This is a genomic window from Niabella insulisoli, from assembly GCF_039652435.2.
GTDB classification, from domain to species: domain Bacteria; phylum Bacteroidota; class Bacteroidia; order Chitinophagales; family Chitinophagaceae; genus Niabella; species Niabella insulamsoli.
In genome coordinates this window covers 4,339,425-4,362,107 of the sequence record NZ_CP190246.1, presented here as the reverse complement: position 1 = coordinate 4,362,107, position 22,683 = coordinate 4,339,425, and the positions used below count along the sequence as shown (strand labels likewise).

Annotated in this window: 18 protein-coding genes and 1 tRNA gene; 6 read left to right on the top strand and 13 right to left on the bottom strand. The window is 44.0% G+C overall.

Annotation, left to right across the window (positions count from 1 at the left end; all coding sequences use genetic code 11):
- The first annotated feature begins 256 nt into the window (after positions 1 to 256).
- Positions 257 to 1,267 carry a quinolinate synthase NadA gene (nadA, locus tag ABDK00_RS18610; protein WP_346237445.1) on the top strand — a complete coding sequence of 337 codons (1,011 nt, stop codon included), beginning with the start codon at positions 257 to 259 and terminating at the stop codon, positions 1,265 to 1,267.
- A 3-nt stretch (positions 1,268 to 1,270) separates the two neighbouring features.
- Here nadA and ABDK00_RS18605 read toward each other — a convergent pair whose 3' ends face one another.
- From ABDK00_RS18605 to ABDK00_RS18595, 3 genes are all read right to left on the bottom strand, one after another.
- The gene (locus tag ABDK00_RS18605; RefSeq protein ID WP_346237444.1) at positions 1,271 to 3,349 is read right to left on the bottom strand and encodes a hypothetical protein; all 2,079 of its coding nucleotides are present in this window, start codon (positions 3,347 to 3,349) and stop codon (positions 1,271 to 1,273) included.
- Between the two features lie 156 nt (positions 3,350 to 3,505).
- Positions 3,506 to 4,555 carry a Gfo/Idh/MocA family oxidoreductase gene (locus ABDK00_RS18600; protein WP_346237443.1) on the bottom strand — a complete coding sequence of 350 codons (1,050 nt, stop codon included), beginning with the start codon at positions 4,553 to 4,555 and terminating at the stop codon, positions 3,506 to 3,508.
- A 47-nt stretch (positions 4,556 to 4,602) separates the two neighbouring features.
- On the bottom strand, positions 4,603 to 5,724 hold the full coding sequence (locus ABDK00_RS18595) for a formimidoylglutamase (RefSeq protein ID WP_346237442.1): 1,122 nt from the start codon (positions 5,722 to 5,724) through the stop codon (positions 4,603 to 4,605).
- A 247-nt stretch (positions 5,725 to 5,971) separates the two neighbouring features.
- Here ABDK00_RS18595 and fabG point away from each other — a divergent pair, with 247 nt between their 5' ends.
- The 3 genes from fabG to ABDK00_RS18580 all read left to right on the top strand — a co-directional run bounded on the left by fabG (position 5,972) and on the right by ABDK00_RS18580 (position 8,665).
- Positions 5,972 to 6,727, top strand: a complete 756-nt coding sequence (gene fabG, locus ABDK00_RS18590; protein ID WP_346237441.1) for a 3-oxoacyl-[acyl-carrier-protein] reductase — start codon at positions 5,972 to 5,974, stop codon at positions 6,725 to 6,727.
- A gap of 66 nt (positions 6,728 to 6,793) precedes the next feature.
- Positions 6,794 to 7,357: a DUF5715 family protein gene (locus ABDK00_RS18585; RefSeq protein WP_346238296.1), complete on the top strand. Its 564-nt coding sequence runs from the start codon at positions 6,794 to 6,796 to the stop codon at positions 7,355 to 7,357.
- Positions 7,358 to 7,426: 69 nt separating this feature from the next.
- Positions 7,427 to 8,665 carry a chromate transporter gene (locus tag ABDK00_RS18580; RefSeq protein ID WP_346237440.1) on the top strand — a complete coding sequence of 413 codons (1,239 nt, stop codon included), beginning with the start codon at positions 7,427 to 7,429 and terminating at the stop codon, positions 8,663 to 8,665.
- Here ABDK00_RS18580 and nadD read toward each other — a convergent pair.
- A complete protein-coding gene (gene nadD, locus ABDK00_RS18575) occupies positions 8,653 to 9,225 on the bottom strand; it encodes a nicotinate (nicotinamide) nucleotide adenylyltransferase (RefSeq protein ID WP_346237439.1) in 573 nt (190 codons plus the stop codon). The genes ABDK00_RS18580 and nadD overlap by 13 nt on opposite strands.
- Positions 9,226 to 9,234: 9 nt before the next feature.
- Positions 9,235 to 9,465 carry a FeoA family protein gene (locus tag ABDK00_RS18570; protein ID WP_346237438.1) on the bottom strand — a complete coding sequence of 77 codons (231 nt, stop codon included), beginning with the start codon at positions 9,463 to 9,465 and terminating at the stop codon, positions 9,235 to 9,237.
- A 51-nt stretch (positions 9,466 to 9,516) separates the two neighbouring features.
- On the opposite strand from ABDK00_RS18570, the gene ybeY reads away from it, so the two are divergent.
- Positions 9,517 to 9,954, top strand: coding sequence for an rRNA maturation RNase YbeY (ybeY, locus tag ABDK00_RS18565; RefSeq protein ID WP_346237437.1), 438 nt, complete (start codon positions 9,517 to 9,519; stop codon positions 9,952 to 9,954).
- Positions 9,955 to 10,083: 129 nt separating this feature from the next.
- The gene (mnmG, locus tag ABDK00_RS18560) at positions 10,084 to 11,952 is read left to right on the top strand and encodes a tRNA uridine-5-carboxymethylaminomethyl(34) synthesis enzyme MnmG (protein ID WP_346237436.1); all 1,869 of its coding nucleotides are present in this window, start codon (positions 10,084 to 10,086) and stop codon (positions 11,950 to 11,952) included.
- A gap of 250 nt (positions 11,953 to 12,202) precedes the next feature.
- On the opposite strand, the gene ABDK00_RS18555 is transcribed toward mnmG, so the two are convergent.
- The 8 genes from ABDK00_RS18555 to ABDK00_RS18520 all read right to left on the bottom strand — a co-directional run bounded on the left by ABDK00_RS18555 (position 12,203) and on the right by ABDK00_RS18520 (position 22,679).
- Positions 12,203 to 12,275: transfer RNA gene (locus ABDK00_RS18555), tRNA-Phe, on the bottom strand.
- A gap of 77 nt (positions 12,276 to 12,352) precedes the next feature.
- Positions 12,353 to 14,605: a DNA helicase RecQ gene (recQ, locus tag ABDK00_RS18550; protein WP_346237435.1), complete on the bottom strand. Its 2,253-nt coding sequence runs from the start codon at positions 14,603 to 14,605 to the stop codon at positions 12,353 to 12,355.
- A gap of 252 nt (positions 14,606 to 14,857) precedes the next feature.
- Positions 14,858 to 16,006 carry a lytic transglycosylase domain-containing protein gene (locus tag ABDK00_RS18545; protein ID WP_346237434.1) on the bottom strand — a complete coding sequence of 383 codons (1,149 nt, stop codon included), beginning with the start codon at positions 16,004 to 16,006 and terminating at the stop codon, positions 14,858 to 14,860.
- Positions 16,007 to 17,683 carry a hypothetical protein gene (locus ABDK00_RS18540; protein WP_346237433.1) on the bottom strand — a complete coding sequence of 559 codons (1,677 nt, stop codon included), beginning with the start codon at positions 17,681 to 17,683 and terminating at the stop codon, positions 16,007 to 16,009.
- Between the two features lie 93 nt (positions 17,684 to 17,776).
- Complete coding sequence (locus ABDK00_RS18535) at positions 17,777 to 19,150, bottom strand: DUF5458 family protein (RefSeq protein WP_346237432.1); 1,374 nt, start codon at positions 19,148 to 19,150, stop codon at positions 17,777 to 17,779.
- A gap of 29 nt (positions 19,151 to 19,179) precedes the next feature.
- Positions 19,180 to 19,665, bottom strand: a complete 486-nt coding sequence (gene tssD / locus ABDK00_RS18530; RefSeq protein ID WP_346237431.1) for a type VI secretion system tube protein TssD — start codon at positions 19,663 to 19,665, stop codon at positions 19,180 to 19,182.
- A gap of 27 nt (positions 19,666 to 19,692) precedes the next feature.
- Positions 19,693 to 20,142, bottom strand: a complete 450-nt coding sequence (locus ABDK00_RS18525; protein ID WP_346237430.1) for a hypothetical protein — start codon at positions 20,140 to 20,142, stop codon at positions 19,693 to 19,695.
- Positions 20,143 to 20,198: 56 nt separating this feature from the next.
- Positions 20,199 to 22,679 carry an ATP-dependent Clp protease ATP-binding subunit gene (locus ABDK00_RS18520; protein WP_346237429.1) on the bottom strand — a complete coding sequence of 827 codons (2,481 nt, stop codon included), beginning with the start codon at positions 22,677 to 22,679 and terminating at the stop codon, positions 20,199 to 20,201.
- Positions 22,680 to 22,683: the final 4 nt, after the last annotated feature.

Sequence of the window (22,683 nt, the reverse complement as noted above, 5' to 3'; positions counted from 1 at the left end):
ACCAAGGGCGATAAAGGAGGACTGGACAGTGCCATTGTTAATTAACTGCCCTTAACTGTGGAAAACAATAAAGTTTTAATTTTGTAGTAATTGTGAATTACTGTTTATCCACTAATTCACATCCCTAATAATAATAGGTTTTTATTTAAAAAATATATATATAATTATTATTAGGATAATAGAGGCGGCACAAAAATTTGTTTCAAGAAATTTGCTTTGCCTTTGTATCATTGCACCAGATTAAAAAATATGCACGATGGAAACAGCAGTTTTAAATGAGGCGAAGCAAGCGTTGGACGCAAACGGATTTTTGGATTTGGAAATTGATCCGACCCTTGATCTGTTTGAGGAAATCACGAAGCTGAAAAAAGAAAAGAACGCTGTGATCCTGGCGCATTATTACCAGGAAGCTGATATTCAGGATATTGCAGATTACATCGGCGATAGCCTTGGATTGGCGCAGGAAGCCGAAAAGACCGACGCCGACATGATCGTGTTTGCCGGCGTGCATTTTATGGCTGAAACGGCGAAAATCTTGAATCCCACAAAAAAGGTGGTTATTCCTGATTTTAAGGCCGGTTGCTCTTTGAGCGATAGTTGCCCGCCGCCGCTGTTTCAAAAATTTAAAGAGCAGCATCCCGACCATGTGGTGGTGAGCTACATCAATTGCAGTGCAGGTATTAAAGCGCTAAGCGATGTTATTGTGACCAGCAGTAATGCGCGCATTATCGTAGATAGTTTCCCCAGGGAGCAGAAAATCATATTTGCTCCAGATAAAAATCTGGGCGCCTATATCAACAAAGTTACCAACCGCGATATGTTGCTGTGGAACGGCGCCTGCATGGTACATGAAATTTTCAGCCTGGAAAAAATAACCAAATTAAAACAACAACATCCCAACGCTAAATTTATCGCGCACCCGGAATGCGAAGAAGCGGTGTTAAAAATGGCCGATTTTGTTGGTTCTACTACAGGGTTGCTAAAATATACCATTGAAAACGAGGCGACCGAATTTATCGTTGCTACGGAAACAGGTATTTTACATCAAATGGAAAAGTCGAGCCCGGATAAAAAATTTATTCCGGCGCCGCCAGATAATGGTTGTGCCTGCAACGACTGTCCGCACATGAAGAGAAATACGCTGGAAAAAATTTATCTCTGTATGAAGTATGAGCTGCCTGATATCATCATGGACGAATCATTAAGGCTTGCTGCTAAAAAGCCTATTGACAGAATGCTTGAAATCAGCAAGCAGGCTGGTTTATAATTTTTATTGAATCCAGATCATGGGAGTGAAAGCGCCGTTTGCGGCAATATCCCAGGCTTCTATCCGAACCCATTTTTTATTAGTAAGATCTACAGGCCATTTAAAGTGCTGCTGGCCAAAAGCCTGTGTATGGTCTAAATTTATTTTTTGACGATAAACTTTTTCTCCGTCACCCGAAACAATTTCTGCAAATTTTAATGGGAATGTCCATTTCAGGTCAGCTTCTATCGTGACTTTTTTATTGCCGGAAAGTGTCAACGTCGATCCGGATGATTTTCCATTGATAGCAAAAGAAGGTATTAAAACTTCGCCGGTGGAAACAAAAAAGCGGCCTTTTTTCATGGTTTCCAAAACGGGAAGCCAGCCCTGCTCATATTTGGGAAGTTGATCCATTTTTAAATAGGTCACGTTTAGGTGGGCATACATTTCATTTTGCTCGGTAATAGTAAATATGTCAGATTCAGCGATCGCATATTTTTTATATCCCCAATTCGCCATATCGTCCATTAAGTGTAACACACGCCGGCTCAGGTTGGGCCATGAAAGATCAGCGGGAATGGCTTTCCAGGCCGCACCAAAATAAGTATCCGATTTGAAGAAGTTTTCGTCTTTATATTTATCCGGATAGCCGGTTGACGCTTTGGTTCTCGCATGCGCCACCCAGGCCAAACCTTTTTCTTTTTCTAAAAGGCGCAACATTTCGGCTTTGTTGCCTACACGATACACTTTTCCATACACCGGGTCGTTGGTTTCAAAAGGAGCATTTTCTTTTCGTGACATCACCCAGTACACGGGTTTAGGAAAAAACGCCAGCCAGTGGCCACCATAAAAGTTATTCGCTTCTTCGCCGGGCAGCAGCAAAAACTCTTTATCAGATAAACGCCTGGTTTGGTCGAAGAGCGCTTTCAATTCAACTAACCGCAGCGAATCCGGGCCTTTAGGATGGCCGGGCCCATGGAATTCTGCCAACTTCACAATATCCAATCCTGCTTTTTTAAGTACGTCGACGAACTCTGGTTTTTCAGGGATATTTTTGCCGGCGAGCACAACGTCAGAAATAAATTCATTATGAAAATGAGAAGCCATGGTTTTGTATCCGGGCAGCGCAACATAAGCATCATTATTTGTAAATTTTTTAACCGCAGCCAGCGCCAGGTCAGGTGATTGATCGCTCAGCAGGCAGAAGAAATTTAACCGCTGCTCGGTATGCGGCGGAGCATTGAACCAAGGCACAAAACGCCGGTCGCCGGTAGGTTCCTGGCGAATGCCTATTCCAAATTCAGGGATTTTATCCAAATAATTTTTTCCATACCAGGTAAATTTTAAATTGAAAGCTTCGTCGAGCGGATAAAAATATTGGTGCGGCGCCGGAAAAACAGCCAGGCTGCCCGTTTCGCTGGCGCCGATGATGGTGCGGTATTTTACTTCCTTGTCAATACTACGGGTGTTGGTTGCCGGGTGCGTATATTCCATTTGGTCGTGTACGTTTGACCAGGCTATATTTTTCCAGTTTCCTTTTTTATTAACAAGCCCCGCGTCATAAAGAATAGCGGTAGAATCGCGCGCTGTCGACATTACTGCTGCAATATTAAATAACGGGCTGCCATTGTAAACCGTTATTTGAAGTTGACCGGAAAAGGGCGCGGCCTCGAGCTGGTCTATTCTAATTATAGTAGAAGCACCTTCCGTATGCACGCTGGCTTTTTGTTTTTTAAAAGCAATACGCTCGGTAGTGTAGGGCTGATTAGGTACTTTATCAAAAAATATATCCCATCCGCCGCTTGCCGGATCGAGTTTTCTTTTTCCAACTCTCAAAATAAAAACCGGATCAAGATCTTTTGCAATTTCTTTATAGGTATTTGATTTCGCGATTTGCAGGCTCTGAAGCAATGCGTTTTCGCTGCGAAGATCGAGCATCATTTTTGCCCGGGATGAGGATCCGGCGGGCCAGTCGATTGTAACTAAGTGATTTTTGACCTGAACCTTAGCGCCGTTATTTTTATATTGATCGAGATTTACGACAGGCTGGCTATAAACTAAAAAATAAAAAACAAGAGAAAGGGCTGTCAATAAAACTTTCATGGGCATGTTTATTTAAAATCGTTAATCGAGCCAGTGCTCGGCATTTAGAGGTAATTATTTGAAAGGGTAAGATACAGAAAAATCGTTTTAGTAAAAGTTTATATAAAAAAAACGCTTCTTTGGGAAGCGTTCGTTTTTTGTTGAGAGATGAAAAATTTATAAGGAAATCACTCTTTTTTCGCGCGCGCTCAACAACGCAGCATCGAGGATTCGCATCGTTAAAATAGCTTCAGAAGCCGGAACAGGATTGGTTTCCCCATTGACAATCGTTGCATATACGTCCGAATAAAAATCCATATAATTACCCATTTCTGAGCGGGTTTCTTTTCTCACCACTTCGCCATTTTCCAGGGTATGTAGTAAGCCGTCAAAACCTTGGGGCGCAGGTATCCATGGATTGGTCGAAGGGATGACATCGTTCAGCAACTGGGTTTCCTGCAGGTCAGAGCGTTGTTGCATGAAAGTACCAAGTTCGCCATGCAATACAAAAGGGTAGACGGATTCGCGGGCGAAAACCGTTCCTTTAACACGGACTCTGAAAGGGCGTGGATAATATAAAATCACTTCGAAATAATCATTAGCAATCATATTTTCACGCATCGTAAAAACATCGGCAAAAACCGCTTCGGGGAAACCAAATAACTGAATAGCCTGATCGATCAGATGAGCGCCCAGATCATGCAGATTACCGGCTCCCGGCTGATCGCCTTCTTTATGTGCTTTACCGCTGTGGCCGGTGCGATATCTATCATACCTAAGTTCTGCTTCTTTTAAACTGCCCAGCAATTGGTTTTCTACTATGTTTTTTATTGATCTGTAATCGCCGTCGTATCTTCTGTTTTGATAGACAATAAGATGAAGCTGCTTTTCGGTTGCAAGTTCATCTAAAGCCTTAGCTTCTTCGGCATTTACCGTAAAAGGTTTTTCTACCACGATATGCTTGCCGGCTTCCAACGCCGCTTTTGCATATTCGAAATGCGTTTGAACAGGCGTGTTCACAATAATCAGTTCCAGGCTATCGTCGGCTAAAAGTTCCTCAAATGAGCGGTATAATCTAGAATCAGGATATTTTACTCTTGATTCGTCTTTATGCCGTTCAACAATGGCCGACAGCTCAAAACCAGGATGCGCCTGGATAAAAGGCGCATGAAAAAGTTTGCCGCTCATTCCGTAAGAAGCAATACCTGTTTTAATAATATGTTCCATGACAGAATATTAATTTTTAAAAAATGGTAAATAGTTCTGATTAACTTTTATCGTTGTTGGGCCCTGAACCACCGTTCGGGAATTTCGTTATTGCTTGCCGATTGATAGTCTTTATAACTACAGGGGATAAATGTTTTGTCGGGAAGCTGCATCCACCAGCGGCTTGTTTTCTTACTTTGTAAAAAGGTGCTTTCAATTTCGGCAAAAGCGATCTGATATTCGTTAAACTGGTGCAAATCTTCAAGAGAAGCTTCGTTGTAACGGCGATGCTTGCCGTCGATCATATACCAAAGCATGTGCGCAATTTGTTTGGCAGTCAACTCCTCTTTGTCTTGTTGCGGATCGTAACCATAAATACCAATGGTTTGTACTGCACTGCTCATACCCGCATATTGCATGAGTACGCAGGCTTCTTCTCCGTTGAAACCATTTGGTGTTAATTGGTTCGCCGGCGCGTAGGCGTTTGCAATCGCATTAATATCAAAACTAAAGATATGGCTGCTGCGGATAGCTGGTTCCATTTCTTTAATAGCTTCTTTCACATGGCCCACCCTGAAAAAGTCAAATTTCAGTTTGTCGAGGGTTTGCAACATGCCGGGATGCAATAAATAGCTTTGAAACCCGATGTGGTTATAATGTTTTACATAATTGGGTTCGCTGGTAAATAATTCCATTAAGAAATTGTCGCTTCTGAAAGGCGATTCCATATCCAGGTCAACGATGGCATCCACCGCCGTGATTTCGACTAATTGTTCTGCCTTTTTGCTGGCATAATATTGTGACAGTGTTAGGTCGTGAGAGCCACCCAGTACGACAACCGTTTTTCCCAATTCGGTCAATTCGGAAATAACCGTTTGCAAGGCCGCAATCGTATCATTATAAGTAGCACCCGGCGTAACGTTGCCTATATCGGCCATTTTTATTTTTTCATGCCAATAAAATAGAGAAAAAAAATGTTTTCGAATCAGATCGGGCGCATCACTTGTTTTCCCCAGATAACCGCGGCCGCGTTGTTCGCCGCATCCGACGAAGATGATATCTGCCTGGTCAATATCCGGAAATGTGTCTGTATAAATATCGATTGTAGCGCCCAGTTGGCCGGGCCTGAAGGTTTCGTCGCCCGTTATCTCAACCATGGGAACCGGAGAAAGAAAATCGTGTAATGACATGAGCGCAATATAGGTTTATTTTGAGGATGATGATTCATATTAAACCAATCCTGCAGATATGAAATTATCAAAAAACGCTGGACTACATTTCAACCTAAATAGTAGGTATTGAAAAAAATAAATACTTTACTTTGCAGCCACGCGTTGTTTTACATTTAAAAGCAGTTGGTCAACAATTTATCGGTTAAATAAAAGGCCGGTTTGAGGCTTTGACAGAAAAAGCGATTAAAAATATAAATTTATCATCATGAAACTTCTTGAAAATAAAGTAGCTATTGTAACCGGAGCAGCCAGGGGAATTGGTGAAGCCATTGCTATCAAATTTGCCGAGCATGGCGCTGATGTTGCTTTCACTTACGTAAGTGAGGGAAGTGCGGAAAAAGCGACAACGCTGGAGGCGAAGCTTAAAGAGTTGGGTGTAAAAGCAAAAGCTTACAGAAGCAACGCCGGTGATATCCAGCAATGTGAGAGTTTTGTTGCTGAAGTAATGAATGATTTTGGAAAGATTGACATTTGCGTAAACAACGCGGGCATATCGAAAGATAATTTATTATTAAGAATGACCGAAGAGCAGTGGCAGGATGTTTTAAATATTAATCTGAATAGTGTTTTCTATATGACCAAGCAGGTGATTAAGCCCATGATGAAAGCACGTTCCGGCTCCATTATAAATATGAGTTCTGTTATTGGTATGATGGGTAATGCCGGACAGTCGAGTTATGCCGCCAGCAAAGCAGGAATTATTGGTTTCACAAAAAGTGTTGCCAAAGAACTGGGCAGCAGGAATATTCGGTGCAATGCCATCGCGCCCGGATTTGTGGAAACCGATATGACAAGTTATTTAAACGATAATGCCGGCGCGGAAAAATACCTGGCCGATATTCCCTTAAACAAATTTGCAAAAGCTGAAGATATAGCCAACGTTACCCTATTTCTTGCGTCTGATATGAGTAGCTATATCACGGGGCAAACCATCAGCGCCTGCGGCGGTTTGAATATATAATTTGTTGATATTCAAACATTTATAAAAGAAATAGCGTCGCTTTTCGCCCCAAAAAACCATTTTTTGATGAAAGTATTGCAATACTTACTTCTTTCTATTTGTCTATTTATTTATGCGAAAAGTTCCTCAGCACAAACGAAATACGATGTGCACTTGGTGGCAGCCAAGCGAACGGGCATTCCGCCCATAAAAAACCAATCGCATCTAACATCGCTCGTCAGTAAAAAAAAGCTGGTTATTATTTTCCCAAAAACGGGCTACACCATTGCTAAACTCACACACAGTAAACCCTATCTAACGGCAAAAGGATATAAGGTACTGAAGGAGATTGGCAGTAATTTCTACAAAAAAAGTGGCAAGAAAACTTTCACAGTCACTTCCGTCACCCGAACAATTTATGATCAAAAAAGGCTGGCCCGGGTCAATAGCAATGCCGTTACCACGAAGTTGAGTTCGCACAACTATGGATGTTCCTTTGATATTTCTTACATAAGATTCAACCGCCGGAAAGCTCCCAATGCAAAGCTGGAGAAAACTTTGCAAAGCGTGTTAACGCAGTTACAGAAGCAGGGCAAACTGTATTTTATCAAAGAATATCGAGAAAAATGTTTTCATATCACGGTTAGATAAGCAGGCCTGCCCAGGCATTTGATCGCTTTAGTTTATCTTTAAGGTCAATCGCAAATTTTATTCAGCTTCATGCTGCTTCGTCATCTACAATTTTTAAAGTTAGTGTTCCTGCATGGGCTTACTGCGTTTGGCGGTCCGCAGGCGCATTTGGCAATGATGATGAAAACCTTTGTAAAAAAGACGCCCTATGTAACTGAGCAGGAATTGATGGAGTATAATGCTTTTTGCCAGTTGCTTCCCGGCGCTTCCTCTACACAGACATTGACACTGATTGGTTTTAAAAGAGGAGGGCCTGTGTTAGCGTTGCTCACTTTGTTAGTGTGGGTGTTACCCGCCTGCACCATTATGTGTGCTTTGTCCTTTTTGATTCATTACATTGAAGGAACCACGAAGCATTTCGACATTTTTAAGTTTATCGTGCCAATGGCGGGCGGCTTTTTGATTTTTGCCTGCGTCAGCTACTTACCGTATTCGGTAAAGAATTTGGCTACCCGGGTTATCGCGGTGGCGGCTTCTTTCGCCACCTTTATATTTTTTGGAAAACCTTTTTTTGTTCCCTTACTTATCGTGCTGGGTGGTGTTGTTACAAACCTAAGTAATAAAAGAATTCCGCAAAGGGAGCCAACCACCGGTAAAATTCAATGGTGGAACATCTGGTTGTTTGCTATTATTTTCATTTTTGCCGGAGTGCTGAGTGAGGTAGCCAGAAAAAATGACTGGCAGCACCGGAAACCTATCAATCTTTTCGAAAACTCTTACCGCATGGGAAGCCTGGTATTTGGTGGTGGAAATGTGTTAATGCCCATCATGTATGAGCAATTCAGCGTCAGGCCTGAAGCGGTCAAGGAGCGGAACCCTAACGCGATCCAGATTGACAAAAGGGATATGTTGACCGGGATAGGTCTTGTAAGAGCGGTGCCGGGCCCCGTGTTCTCCATTTCTTCTTATACCGGCGCGTTGGCGTTGCGAAATGAGGGAGCCGCGATGCAAATTGCGGGTAGCGTCATTGGGACGATCGGCATCTTTTTGCCCAGCGCATTACTGGTTTTATTCTTTTTTCCTATTTGGAACCGGCTGAAAAAGTACTCAGTTATTTACCGCTCACTTGAGGGAATCAATGCCACGGTATTAGGGATTATGGTGGGATCTACATTCTACATTTTAAAGGATATCCGGTTTTTTGACGGCACTGGTATTGGCTTTGTCAATATTAGTATCGTAATAGGCACGGCGCTCACTTTGATTTTTACGCGTGTGCCCGCGCCTGTTATCGTAATTTTATGCGTTGCCCTCGGCTATTTTTTATAGTATCCCGCTTTTTCGATTTCTGCAATTACTTTATCCGGTAACATATATCGAAGCGATTTTTTTTCCCTGATCAAAGATCTGATAGCTGTCGCTGAGAGTTCCAGTAGCGGCGCCGGAAGTAAATGAACGTTGCCACCGAGGGAATCTTTCACGTCAAAGCCCGGGCGCATATAAACCAATACCTTATAGTGTTTCAGGATGAAATCAAAGTTCTTCCACCGGCGAATGTTTTGAAAGCTATCACTTCCCATAATTACCGAAAATTCGTATTGGGGGTATTTTTCGGAAAGATGTGCTAACGTTACGGCTGTATAGGATGGGCGAGGCTGCGAAAACTCAATATTGGAGGCTTTGAGCCGATCATCATCTTCTACCGCAGTCGAAACCAGGAAATAGCGGTCATTTTCATCAAGGAGCGAGCTGGTTTCTTTTAGCGGGTTATGAGGAGATACTATCAGCCAAATCTTATCGACCAGCGCTTCATTCAGAATATGGTTGGCAATAATAAGGTGAGCGTTGTGAATAGGATTGAAGGAACCAAAGTATAATCCAATTTTCATCGGCTTTTTTTAGAGATTTACGACTATTTGGCTGGCTTCCTCTGTTCGAAGGCTAAGCAGGTAGCCCGCAACAGACACTGACATCGGATCGTTAAACAGCGCTTTTTGAACAACTTCTATTTGTTCGCCGGGGAGGCAGCCCATTTCCATCAATTTTAAGAAAATTTCCTCTGTGGTAAATTTTACAATGGTAGCGATCTGGCCTGGCTGCAAATCGGATAATAAAAGTTCACTTGTCATATTACAAAGCTAAGGCATTGTGCTTTGTGATTTGTTTACGAATTTTGGAAGATGGACATCAAAAACTATCAGATCAGTTTCCACGAGGAAAAGCCTGCCAGGCTTTTAGAAAGAAAGAGATTGAAGGCTTTTATCGCAGCACAGTTGTCCCTGGGAGGCAGGAAGGAAGCAGAGGTGAACATTATATTCTGTTCGGACGATTATTTGCTCGAAATAAACAGGACGCACCTCCAACACGATTACTATACTGATATTATAACCTTTGAACTCTCAAAAAAGGGCGCAACAGCCTTGCTCTCTGACTTATTTATAAGCGTGGATAGGGTGCGGGACAATGCGAAGACGCTTAAATCTACTTATAAAGCGGAGTTACATCGGGTAGTTTTTCATGGTATACTTCATCTTTTAGGGTACAAGGATAAAACGGAGAGAGAAACAAAGAAGATGAGGGCAATGGAGGAAGCGTGGTTGAAAGCATACTTTGGTTAGTGTTCCACGTGAAAAAAAATGAGAGATGGGGAGTGAAATGTTCCACGTGAAAAATATCAGTAAAGAGCATACAATTTTCTCCAAATGCGATTATGACCAGCCGTACGGTTTATCGTAACTTTGCAGCCTATGTTTCCAGAATATGATGTAATAGTGGTAGGCGCCGGTCACGCCGGTTGTGAAGCGGCAGCAGCAGCGGCGAATATGGGATCGAAGACCCTCCTGGTCACTATGAATATGCAAACAATCGCTCAAATGAGCTGCAACCCGGCTATGGGTGGCATCGCGAAAGGACAAATCGTAAGAGAAATAGACGCTATGGGCGGATATTCGGGTATTGTTACCGATTTGTCCATGATTCAATTCAGGATGTTGAACCGGTCGAAGGGTCCGGCGATGTGGAGCCCGCGGGCGCAAAGCGATCGGATGGTATTTGCATTGAAATGGCGGGAAATGTTGGAGCAAACCGCCAACCTGGATTTTTACCAGGATATGGTAAAGGGGCTGCTCATAAAAGATAAAATGGTGCGGGGCGTTGTAACAGGGCTCGGGCATGAAATAAAAGCAAAAGCGGTGGTGCTTACCAACGGTACTTTTTTAAACGGCATTATTCATATTGGGGAAAAACAGTTTGGCGGGGGACGGGTGGCGGAAAAGGCGGCCAGCGGTATCACCGAGCAATTAGTGGGGTTAGGTTTCCAAAGCGATCGTTTGAAAACGGGAACCCCACCCAGGGTAGATGGCCGAAGTTTGGATTATTCAAAGATGGAAATTCAGGAAGGCGATGAAGAAATTGTTGGCTTTTCTTTCAAAAATACAGAAAAAGTTGCCGCGCAAAACCAAAACTGCTGTTGGATAACTTATACCAGTCCGGAAGTACATGATATCCTTAAAACGGGGTTTGACCGCAGCCCGATGTTTGCCGGTAGAATTGACGGCGTTGGCCCGAGGTATTGCCCCAGCATTGAAGACAAGATCAACCGCTTTGCAGACCGCGACCGGCACCAACTGTTTGTAGAACCGGAAGGCAGCAATACGGTTGAAATTTATGTGAACGGGTTTTCGACTTCGTTGCCCGAGGATGTGCAATACAAGGCGTTACAAATGGTGCCTGGCTTTGAAAACGTACGCCTGTTTAGGCCTGGCTATGCAATTGAATATGATTATTTCCCGCCAACGCAGTTGAGTAACACGCTTGAAACGAAATTAATCAGCCATCTGTTTTTTGCGGGCCAGATTAATGGAACTACGGGTTATGAAGAAGCCGCCTGCCAGGGATTAATGGCCGGCGTTAATGCGCATCAGAAAATAAGCAACCGTGAGCCGCTGGTATTAAAAAGATCGGAAGCCTATATCGGTGTTTTAATTGACGACTTAATTAATAAAGGAACTGAAGAACCATACCGCATGTTTACATCCCGCGCGGAATATCGAACGCTATTGAGACAGGATAATGCTGATGCGCGCCTGACGCCACTTAGTTATGAACTAGGATTGGCTACTGAAGACCGGATGGCAGCAGTAAAGCAAAAGAACGAGCATGTTTCCGAAATAAAAAACATCTTAAAAAATGTGGTTGTAAAACCGGAAGTCATCAATGGATTTTTGGCTTCGATCGGATCTTCAAAAATTACCGAGAAGCAAAAAGCCGAAAAAATCCTGCTTCGTCCAAATATCGAATTATCGCAACTGGTGACCGTTGTGCCTGATTTAAGGCAGCAGCTGCAACGCTTTTCTAAAGAAGAGGTTGAACAGGCCGCCATCCAGGTAAAATACGATACGTATATTGAAAAAGAGCGCGAAATCGTTTCAAGAATGAGCGAAATGGAAAACCTGGCGATTCCAGACCAATTTGACTACAGCCGGTTAGCTTCATTAGGCAATGAAGCGAAGGAAAAGCTTAATCGCATCAAACCGCGCACCTTGGGCCAGGCGAGCCGCATTTCAGGAATTAATCCGAGTGATATTCAAATTTTGATGGTCTATATGGGGCGATAGAAGACAGAAATCGACAACAATTTGATCAATTGGTCGATTTTTAATATATAATCGCCTCGTTTTGGGTCTTTTTATCGATGACGTAATAATCTCTATATATTTCACTGTATAGTATCTTTATTTCCTACCACCAAACGAGAAAATAAATATTGCATTACAGAATAGAAAAGAGGAGACTTTGGATCTGGTCACATCTGTGTTCGGAAAAAAAAAGCAGCTACGTTGTTATTCGTAACTGCTTCATCTTCTGTGGTGTGGGCCGGGATCGAACCGGCGACACAAGGATTTTCAGTCCTTTGCTCTACCGACTGAGCTACCGCACCATCCTTTAGCGGGTTGCAAAAATAGAGGTTTTTATCAATATTTGTGTATAATTGGCAAAAAAATGTTGATACCTCAATTACATGCCATATTCTGCTAAAAACCGGATCCGCATTATTTTTAATTGCTCCCAGTTAAAATCAAATTCCGACAGCTCCTTCTGTGCCACATCGAGCGATGAGGTTTCGCAGGTTTTAAAATATTCAATAATTTCTTCCTGCTCCGTTTCATCGAGCATTTCATCAATCGCATACCCAAGGTTTAACTTCGTGCCGCTGGCGGCAATGGTTTCCATTTCTTCCAGCAGTTCCGAAATTTTCCATCCCTTATTTTTCGCTATCGTTTCTATGGGAATCTTCTTATCTGTTTGTTGAATGATATAAACCTTGTTGCCGCTTTTGTTCACCACGCTCTTCATCACAAAATCATCCGGCTTTTCAATATTGTTTTCTTCCACATAATTGGCGATGAGTTCGATAAAAGGCTTTCCGTAGCGACGTGCCTTGGCATTGCTTACGCCCTGGCATTTTTCTAACTCCTGCAATGTAGTCGGATACATCGTAGCCATATCCTGCAAAGAAGTTTCTAAGAAAATCACCCAGGGAACAAGTCCTACTTTTTTCGCCTGTTTTTGCCTCAGTTCCTTCAACAAATCAAACAGTTTATCATCTGCCGTCAGGCCTTCTTCACCGCTTTCCGTTCCCTCTTCGTCATCGCCCATCGCTTCTTCAAACTTATTGTTGAGCACAATAGAAAAAGCCTTGGGCCGCTTCGCAAAATCTTTTCCTTTATCCGTCAGTTTTAAAACGCCATATTCTTCTATATCTTTTCTAATAAGACCTTCAAGGATCATTTGTCTTATCAATGAATTCCAGAAAAGGCTGTCCTGCTTCTTGCCGGCTCCAAAAGAAGCCAAACCTTCATGCCGGAACATTTTTACCTGGGGCGTCAGCTTGCCGGATATAATATTAACCACATAATCGGTAGCAAATTTTTCATCCAGTTCTTTTAAGGCCTTCAACGCAATCAGCACTTCTGCCTTGGCTTCGATTTTCTCTTTGGGATGACGGCAATTGTCGCAACTGCCGCAGTTCTCTTCCAGGAAATGCTCGCCAAAATAGCTGAGGATTACCTTTCTGCGGCACACGCCGCTTTCTGCGTAAGCCACTGTTTCATTAATGAGCTGCGCGCCAACCTCGCGTTCGCTAAGGGGCTTATCGCGCATCAGGTGCTCCAGCTTGCTCACATCTTTGTGCGAATAATAAAGCACGCATTTTCCTTCCAGGCCATCTCTGCCGGCGCGGCCGGTTTCCTGGTAATAATTTTCAATCGATTTGGGAATATTATAATGAATCACAAAGCGGATATCCGGTTTGTCGATCCCCATTCCAAAAGCGATGGTGGCAACAATAACCTGGACATCTTCGCTTAAAAATCCATCCTGCCGCTTGGCCCTCAGTTTGGCATCGAGGCCTGCGTGATAAGCCACCGCTTTAATGCCGTTCGCTTCCAGAATGCTGGCCAGCTCTTCTGTCGTTTTGCGGTTGAGTGTATAAATAATGCCGCTTTTGTTTTTCATGCCTTTGATGAAGCGAACGATACTTTCCTCAGCCTGGTTTTTTTTGATCTTGGGGACAATTTCGTAGTAGAGGTTCTCCCTGTTAAAAGAAGAAATAAAAATATTCGGGTTGCGGAGGTCTAAGTTTTTGACAATATCACTTTGCACTTTAGGCGTAGCAGTAGCGGTAAGCGCGATAACCGGCACTTTCGCGTTGATCTGATCCATCATTTCCCGCAACCTTCGGTATTCTGGCCGGAAATCATGGCCCCATTCGCTGATACAATGCGCTTCGTCAACCGCAAAAAAAGAAATATTCAAATCGCTGAAAAAAGAAAGATTTTCCTGTTTAGTCAGGGTTTCCGGAGCAACATAGAGCAATTTAGTTTTGCCTGAAAGCAGATCATCGTGAACGTCTTTTGTTTCTTTTTTGTTTAATGTAGAATTAAGAAAATGAGCCACTTCATCGTTGCTGTTATATCCTCTCACCAGGTCAACCTGGTTTTTCATAAGTGCGATAAGCGGAGACACGATTATGGCTACGCCCGGCAGCATCACGGCGGGCAATTGATAACATAAACTCTTCCCGCCTCCTGTTGGCATGATGACGAATGTGTCGTTGCCGGCCAATAAAGATTCAATGATCGCCTCCTGTTTTCCCTTGAACTGTTTAAAACCAAAATGTTGTTGAAGTGCTGCTTCCAGATTAACCTCGGACTTTACTGCTTGTTTAGGCGCGCGGCTCGTCTTTTTCGGGATTGCTTTTGTTGCCATTATATTCAATTGGATAATATGTGAAAAAGAAGTGTAAAAAGATACATCAGATATCTTTAATAAAAAAATAATATTTAAAGGGGGCGCTAAGTTACTGCAACTAATAAAACGAAAAATGAGAAAATGGTTAAAGTTTTAATTTTGGCTAAGTTTTGAGAAAGCTGCCGTTTTGTAGGCGTTTATTGGCTCAATGAAGGTGCCTAAATGAGATAAAGCGCCGTCCGCCAGCGATAGTAGGCAAAAAAAGCGCTATTATGGCGTACTTTCTTTGGCGTAAACAATATTTTTCAGCAGGACATCGATGCGTTTTTCAGAAAGCAGTTCGGTAAGGGGCACGCCCTTTTCTTTGTTGGTGTCGAGCAAAGTGACGTCATGTCCATATCCCAAATCGAAGAAAACACGATCGTCAATGATCCAGCCTTTCACCCCAAATTTATAGCCGCTAAAAGAAAGCCCTGACTTACGAGTTTTTAAATCTTCATCCAAAACAATGTCTACAATATCGCCATCCTGAAAGTTTTTCATAGCGCCTTCCACATGAGCCAGGATATATTCTTCCCTGACAATTTTTGGCGGGGCTTTGTCTTTATTTTTTAAAACCTCTTTTTCTATTTCTTTCAACAAATCGGGATCATTTTCAACTTCCATTTTCCGCGGATCCACTTTTTTGTTCCTGCCGGCATTGGGATTGAAAACATTGTAACCAAATTTCGAATTGTAAATTTCCGGATATTCGAACAGCTCTTTAACAGCGATGATTTTATACACATATAAGCCGGTTTCGGGGTTTAGTTTCATGTTAAAATAATTGAAACCCTGGCGTTTTACATTGTTAACGATATTGCCAATACCGAAATTGTACGCGGCAATCGCAAGCGGCCAGTTGGCGCCGCCGACAAACCTGATCAGCATTTTATAATTGTCTCTTATTAAAGTGCAGGCCGTTCTGGTGGCTTTATCAAAATCTTCCCGCTCGTCGATGCCGTTGCCCACAGCCAGACCGTAACCCCGAGCGGTTGCCGGCATAATTTGCCAGATGCCCTTGGCGCCCACGCCCGATTCTGCTTTGGTTAAAAAGCCGCTTTCCACGATCGGCAGATATTTAAGGTCGGTATGCAAGCCATACGCGACAAGATATCGTTCAACAATCGGCAAGTATAAATTGGCGCGCTGCCGCAACGATGGCAGGTTTACTACATTGACCTGCTTTTTAATAACATTGATCAGTTTGTCCTGAACGTATTGATGATTGATAGGCACAGGCTCTCCGCAAAACGTAATGATATGCTGTGCGCAAAGCGCCGATGTGAAACACATCAAAGAGCCGGCGATGCAGAGCTTCCTCCAAAGCGGTATCCAAAAAGTAGCCAAAGCGCCGTATCGTGAACAAAGTTGAAACATCTATTTTCTTTTCTTTTTCCTGCCTTTATTGTTCGTCGCCGGTGCTTCGGCGGCTGGCGTTTTTGTTTTTACGGTTTTAATATCGTGCTGAACTTTTTTCAGTTCGTTGATATAAGTGCTGCTTTCTATAACAATACTGGTGCCGCCCTTTTCTTTGCGCCGCTCGTCGATATATAATACGAGGCTTTCGCCATCAATGATATTGGGAGATCTTGTTACGAAAACAACTTCTTGCGAGGAGCCGGGCCTGATCAATGGAAACCGTGTCACATTTGTAATGTAGCTGCTCTTGATCATTTTGATCGGCTTCTGTTTTTCATCATACCAATATAAATAAGTTTTACCCATCAGGAAATCTTCGTTGGTGGTGTTTTCGATTTTCAACCGGTAATAGGTAAACACATCTTTAAAAAACATTTGTTGAAGCGTTATGTCAACGCCTTTGTTAATAGGGGCGCTGGCGCGTATGTTGAGGTTGGACGTTCCGGCAAGGATTAAAGAGTCGGCAACCTGCGCATGCATCAGCGTATCTTTTGCAATATAAAAATTGGAAATTACGGTTCCCATATGTTCGCGCGGTACATCGTAAAGGTTAATGCCGAATTTGCCATAACGCTGCCAAAGGCCTGCTTCTGAATAAGCCTTGTTTGCCTCGCGTTCTTTGCGTTCCGCTTCCAGTTGTTCAAGGCGCTCTTTAGCCGCTTTTTGTTCCGCTTCTTTTTTAGCAAGCGCTGCGAGAGCCAATTGTCTTTTTTGTTCGGCTTCCTGTTGTTGCCTGGCTAATTGTTCTTCCTGAAGACGTTGTTTTTTCTCAGCGTCTATTTTTGCCTTTGCCAGCGCTTCCGCTGCTTTTTTATCTTGCTGCGCTTTTTCTTCAAGCAGTTGTAGCTGCCGATCATTTTCTGCTTTTTGTTTCGCAAGCGCCGCGGCTTCTTTCCGGGCTTTTTCTTCGGCGGCCGCTTTCTCCCGGGCTTCCTTAGCCGCCGCTAATTGCAGTTGTCTGTCTTTTTCTTCAGCATCCCGCTTGGCCTTCGCGATAGCGGCGGCTTGTTCTTTCTGGGCGGTTTCCTCCTCTTTGCGTTGTTTTTCCAGCTGCTTTTCCTTGGCTGCCAGCGCCGCTTCTCTTTGCTCCTGGGCGGCAACATAAGCGGCTTTTCTTTCAGCTGCTTCTTGTTGTTGCAGCGCAGCCTGTTGGCGAGCCTGCGTTTCATCGGGGTTGTCCATCAATTCTTTCTGCCGGGCCACAAAAGCCCTGAGCGCTTTCAGATCAGAATGCTCGTACCAAAGCGGCGGGCGCGAATCGTCGTTAATATTATAAGTGGAGTCGAAAAGAATGCGGAACATATGGCTGCGGCCGCCCTCGTTTACCAAAAGATTCGTGTTGGGCGGCGCGTCCTGCTGATACTTGTTGAATTGGAGCGAGATCGACTTCTCCTCTCTTCTTTTGGGGATATAAAAATCATAAGCGGCATCGTCAGAAAAATTGATGTTTAGCACCTTATCCGGAAAGTTGATGATGGTAATACTTTCTTTTCCAACAATCACCTGCTCTCCGTTGATATTCTGTGCCGCGCCGAGATGCCATCCTGCCGCAAAAAATACAAAGAGCAGCACGGCCATACAGCGCTTATCCCAGCAGGAATGATGACATATTTTTCCTGTTGTTGCGTGTGTCATGTTGTTTAGCTTTTGAATTTTTATATCACGCGCAGCAGCGCTCGCCCCTGGTTAAACGAAAGCGGAGTACGCGAAATAAAAAGGGCGAAACTTTTACTGCTGATCGTAGTCGGTATCCCACTCTGTGCCGTCGTCGCCTTTCTGGCCTTCCATTTTGATCATAAAATTTTTCGCCGGGAAATAGGGTTTCATGTGAATGTCTAAATGTATTTTATCTTTTTGTACCGGATCCTGTTCAAAGCGCCTGATTGTGAAGTCTTCGATCAGCTTGCCGGGGCCGGTAATGCCGTCCAGAAATTTGATGATTTGAGCCATCAGGTCTTTGCGCGTGTTGGAGTTAAAGTTTTCGAAAGCTCGCCGGTTTAAAAAATCCATCAGCACTTTGGTCACATAGTCGAATACACGAACCACCGAATAGGTTTGCAGGCCGAGGTTGTCGCCGTTAAATAATGTTTTAGCTGAAAACGCCATAACTTTCCCATATTCTTTAACCATCGGAACCAGGCCCATTTTTTCTAGATTTGCGATCTCGCTTTTTCTCAGGTCGAATTTAACGCCATCTACTTCGTTGATGCTGCCATGCTTTTTACCGGCCGCCACCTGGCTCATCAAGGTTTTGTAAATACTCCCCGCCAACGCGCCTGAAGGGGGCACGTATAAATCTTCTTCTTCGCCCAGCTCGTTATATTTTCCACGGCCAACGAGCCAGTTGCAGGTCATCATCACGTTCGATCGGTATTTGTCTCCGCCGGTCAGATTGGCGATTTCAAACATCTCCATCACATCGTCGGGCGCGTCCAGGTGCTCGAAATCGGTCACCAGCATCACCTTATTTTCATGCGCCATTTTGGCCCACTTTTCTACTACTTTATTGGAGCCGAGATAGCCAGGGACTACAAGGATGCTATAGTTATTTCTCAAATCGAGCCGGTCATAATTTTGTTTCAACTCGTCGCCGACATGATCAATAAAGCGTGTGTTGTCGAGGTCTTTGAGCTGATCAGGATCACAATTGATAAAAGAAACATTTTTAAGTTTATCACTTTCCGTGTTTTTAAAAAAGAAGGCCACGTTGCGATAAGACCGTTCCATGTCCCGCGTTGCGTCGAGCGCTTTCGCTACGTTTTTTTCGACCACTTGCTGGCATTGCGCTGAGTTTTTTTCGGCCAGCTCTATCATGCTCGAAATTTCTTCTGCATTAGAAAGCGTTTCAGCCCAAACGGAAAGCGATCGCAACAGTTGCTCGCGCTCTTCCTTTTTTTGTGATTCTGAAAGAAAAATATTTCGGCGGGCTTTTCTTTCGGGGTTAAGATTTTGTGCGCCATCGATCGACGACTCTATTAAATCGAAACCGCCGTACTTTGCGAGGGCGTCGGAACTGTTTTTTAGCAGCTCGAGAGGGTTGGCAATTTTTTGCGCCTCCTGCACGCCCGGTGCTTGCGGTTGTTGTTGTAATTCTTCGCTCATAATTTAGGTTTTAGAATATAAAATTTGTTTTAGTCTGCAATGAAAGAGGAAACGCCGCCGCTGCCCGGGGAGGATGCGCCGGAAGAAGATGCGCCTGACTCGCCTCCGCCCGATTTGCTTTCGCCGCCAATCGTCCAGCCAACGGCAATGCTCTGTCCTGCAACGGTCATTTTTTGCGGCGATAGTTTTAAATAGATCAGCATCGGTTTGTTGTTATAGTTGTCAAAAACCTCGCGGTAATAAACACAATAGGCATTCTCAAATTCAATTTTTCGCATGATGGAGTGGGAGTCTATTTCATAAAAAATTACCTCGCCATTTTTTACCATGCTGGCGTTTAACATCCACTCGATCGGCTCCGAATCTTTTGAAGCCTCAATGGTAAGATTTATAAACCCCGACACCGGCTTAGACACCGGCTGCCGCTGGGCATTGGTGGGCTGGATAAAGTCGTAATCGACATGTAGCAACTCGAATTCTTTTCCTCCAATATTTAACGCCGCGGTAAAAGACATGCTGATAGGTTTTTAGAATGATAAAAGTTATTTGCTGTTCCTGAGCTCGGCCATCATGCCATTGATCGCATCTAACAATGCCTTCTTTGCATCGGGATCGGCAAGCGCAGCTTTTAAAATCTTATTTGTTTTTAACTGTTTGATAATTTTTAAATACTCTTCTTTGTAAACCGCATTTGTTTTTAAAAACTCGCTTTGATTGATGATGCCTTTAATGCCAAAGTCGCCGAGGTTTTGAAAGTTGAGCGTTTCCTTTAAAGAGCCGCCTTCCGCATTTTCAAAATCCATACTCACCTCTGGTTTGTAATGTTCAAACACTTGTTCAATCGTCTGCAACCCGTGTGCGATCTGTGGCTTTACCGGAGCCGTTTGGGTAAGTTTTTCTGCAAACAGGGTTCTGTTTTGCGGTATGTCGGCAAAGGCTTCCGAAGCATCTGTTTTCACTTCGTTGCCACCGATTCCATAGTTATCATTCATGACGTTTTTTTTAAATTGTTAGAATAATTATTAACTGTTTTTGGGGATGCCGGCCGCTATGCCACCACCCAATCGATTTTTTTGTTTTCCCCATCTTCGCTAAGCTGAGCCGTAACGGTGTCCCCGCTTTTTAATTGCTCCGTTACCAACATTCTGCTCAAAGGCTTTCGCAGTTCTGTGCGTATAACTCCTTTCAACGGGCGCACGCCATATTTAGGCGTAAAGCCCAGCAGCGCCAGGTGTGCGGCTGCGTCTTCATTTACAATCAGCGTAATATTTTTCTGTTGTAATTGTTGAACTAACGGTTTGAGATGAATGTTGAAAATATTCAGAACATTTTCCTTACTAATCGGTGCGAAAGGAATAATCTCTGTCACACGCGCCAAAAATTCGGGGCGGAAAAAGCGCGCCATGATTTCCATCAGCTCGTCCGACCTCGGAATCTTTCCTTCGCCAAAAGCAGTAATAATATGCTCTGCGCCGATGTTGGATGTGAAAAGGATGACGGCGTTAGAGAAGTCGCCTGATTTGCCCAGCCGGTCATGCATTTTCCCTTCATCCAGAATTTGAAGAAAAATATCAAAAACAGAAGGGTGCGCTTTTTCTATTTCATCAAATAAGACGATGGCATAAGGCTGTTGCCTGATTTTATTCACCAGCATGCCACCTTCTTCATAGCCGACATAACCGGGCGGCGCGCCATACAACAACGCGGCGGAGTGCTCTTCTTTAAACTCGCTCATGTCAAAGCGAATGATTGAGTTTTCATCCTGAAAAAGAAATGCAGCCAGCGACTTGGCCAGTTCGGTTTTGCCGGTTCCGGTTGGCCCCAGAAAGAAAAATGAAGCGATGGGCTGGCCGGCTTTATTAAGCCCGGAGCGCGATTCGAGAATGGCTTCCGAAACGGTTTTCAGTGCATGATCCTGGCCGATGACACGCTGCCGCAGGTGCTGCTCCATATTCACGAGCCTCTGCTGCTCTTTGGTTTGGATTTTGCCAATCGGAATGCCTGTAATATTGGCCACAACGGCGCTGAGGTCTGTTTCGTCGATAGATTTTTTTTCTTCTGACGCAATGCTTTCCAGGCCAGAAAAGAGTTGATCCAGATAAGCAAACATTTCCGCCGTGTCGCTAAGCTTTGCAAACTCTTTTTCTTCGTTGTGCCTGGCCAGCAACACGGGGCTCAGGCTGGATTGTGTTTCAAAATATAACCACCTAAGGTTTTCTTCCGGTTTGTCGGCGTCGAGTTCCTTCAATTTAGATTTTAACTGCGAAAGGTCTTCGCCCGATGTGTCAATCATCATGCGGGTTACCGCCAGTGTGCGGTCGAGCAGGTCGAGCGCCGCGTCCGGAAGCCGCCGGTCTTTTACAAAACGTTTGGCCAGTTTGATAGCGGCGGGAAAAACGGCATCGTCGATTTCCAAATCATGATGTTGATGGTATTGGCTGGCCTGGTTGCGCAACATTTTTTCTGCAATAATGCTATCGGGTTCTTCCAGCCTCACCATTTCAAACCGCCGGCTGAACGTGGGATCTTTTTCAATACTTTTTCTGTATTCATCTATGGTGGTGGTCGCGATCACAGTTAAGATTCCCTTCGCCAACTCGCCCTTCAAAATACCTGATGCGCCACCATTGGGATTATTTTTATCAATCAGTGTGTGTATTTCATCGATAAATAAAACAGGTTTTTCCAGTGCGGAAAGCTCTTTGATTACTTTGCGAAGGCGGTCTTCAATTTCTCCTTTATAAGTAGCGCCGGCAATTAATGCGCCGTTATCCAATTCAAAAATGGAGATATTATTAAGGTGTTTAGGAACATGCTTTTGCGCCGCGGCATTGGCAAAACCGTCCAGCAGTGCGGTTTTCCCGACGCCGGGTTCGCCGGTTACAATCACATTCGATTTGTTTTTGCGACTGATGATTTCACACATCTGCCGGATCTCTTTGTCGCGGCCAATGATTTCGGTTTCATCTTTTGCTGCATTTTGCGCCAGCTTATCAATGCAAAACTGGTTGATGGCGTCTGATGCTGCTTTTCCTAAGCTAGTTGTTTTGGGAAGCGCCGGCGCTGCCACATCATGTCCGTTATTTTCTGCAGCGCTGGAAAACCAAGCTGTAACCTGGGGCGCGGTAAAGGGAAATGTTTTTAGTTGTTCGTAAGAAAAACTAACGCCCGGCGTAGCGATCGCGGCCAGCAGGCATTCGGGTTCAATAGCGTGAAAACCCATTTTGTTTTGATAATGCTCCGCCTCGCGAAACATCGCTTCTGCTGCGTCGTCTGCTTCGGGCTCGGCAGCAGGCTTGCCGGATTTTGGATATTGCTCCAACCTGATTTCCGCCCATTCTTCCATATAATACATATCGCCGCCGCGGGCCTCTATCGTTTTAAGAAGCGGCAGGTCTTTATGCATAAAGGCTTTGAGCAAATGAGGCGCTCCATAGGTGAGGTGATTGTATTCCTTTGCAATTTGCCGGGCAATATGCAAGGCCTGTTTGGCGGGTTCTGAAAATTGATATGTGGTTACTGTAGCCATAGTT

Coding starts and splice junctions, on each gene's coding strand:
- nadA (WP_346237445.1), top strand. CDS start 257: ATGGAAACAGCAGTTTTAAATGAGGCGAAGCAAGCGTTGGACGCAAAC.
- ABDK00_RS18605 (WP_346237444.1), bottom strand. CDS start 3,349: ATGAAAGTTTTATTGACAGCCCTTTCTCTTGTTTTTTATTTTTTAGTT.
- ABDK00_RS18600 (WP_346237443.1), bottom strand. CDS start 4,555: ATGGAACATATTATTAAAACAGGTATTGCTTCTTACGGAATGAGCGGC.
- ABDK00_RS18595 (WP_346237442.1), bottom strand. CDS start 5,724: ATGTCATTACACGATTTTCTTTCTCCGGTTCCCATGGTTGAGATAACG.
- fabG (WP_346237441.1), top strand. CDS start 5,972: ATGAAACTTCTTGAAAATAAAGTAGCTATTGTAACCGGAGCAGCCAGG.
- ABDK00_RS18585 (WP_346238296.1), top strand. CDS start 6,794: ATGAAAGTATTGCAATACTTACTTCTTTCTATTTGTCTATTTATTTAT.
- ABDK00_RS18580 (WP_346237440.1), top strand. CDS start 7,427: ATGCTGCTTCGTCATCTACAATTTTTAAAGTTAGTGTTCCTGCATGGG.
- nadD (WP_346237439.1), bottom strand. CDS start 9,225: ATGAAAATTGGATTATACTTTGGTTCCTTCAATCCTATTCACAACGCT.
- ABDK00_RS18570 (WP_346237438.1), bottom strand. CDS start 9,465: ATGACAAGTGAACTTTTATTATCCGATTTGCAGCCAGGCCAGATCGCT.
- ybeY (WP_346237437.1), top strand. CDS start 9,517: ATGGACATCAAAAACTATCAGATCAGTTTCCACGAGGAAAAGCCTGCC.
- mnmG (WP_346237436.1), top strand. CDS start 10,084: ATGTTTCCAGAATATGATGTAATAGTGGTAGGCGCCGGTCACGCCGGT.
- recQ (WP_346237435.1), bottom strand. CDS start 14,605: ATGGCAACAAAAGCAATCCCGAAAAAGACGAGCCGCGCGCCTAAACAA.
- ABDK00_RS18545 (WP_346237434.1), bottom strand. CDS start 16,006: ATGTTTCAACTTTGTTCACGATACGGCGCTTTGGCTACTTTTTGGATA.
- ABDK00_RS18540 (WP_346237433.1), bottom strand. CDS start 17,683: ATGACACACGCAACAACAGGAAAAATATGTCATCATTCCTGCTGGGAT.
- ABDK00_RS18535 (WP_346237432.1), bottom strand. CDS start 19,150: ATGAGCGAAGAATTACAACAACAACCGCAAGCACCGGGCGTGCAGGAG.
- tssD (WP_346237431.1), bottom strand. CDS start 19,665: ATGTCTTTTACCGCGGCGTTAAATATTGGAGGAAAAGAATTCGAGTTG.
- ABDK00_RS18525 (WP_346237430.1), bottom strand. CDS start 20,142: ATGAATGATAACTATGGAATCGGTGGCAACGAAGTGAAAACAGATGCT.
- ABDK00_RS18520 (WP_346237429.1), bottom strand. CDS start 22,679: ATGGCTACAGTAACCACATATCAATTTTCAGAACCCGCCAAACAGGCC.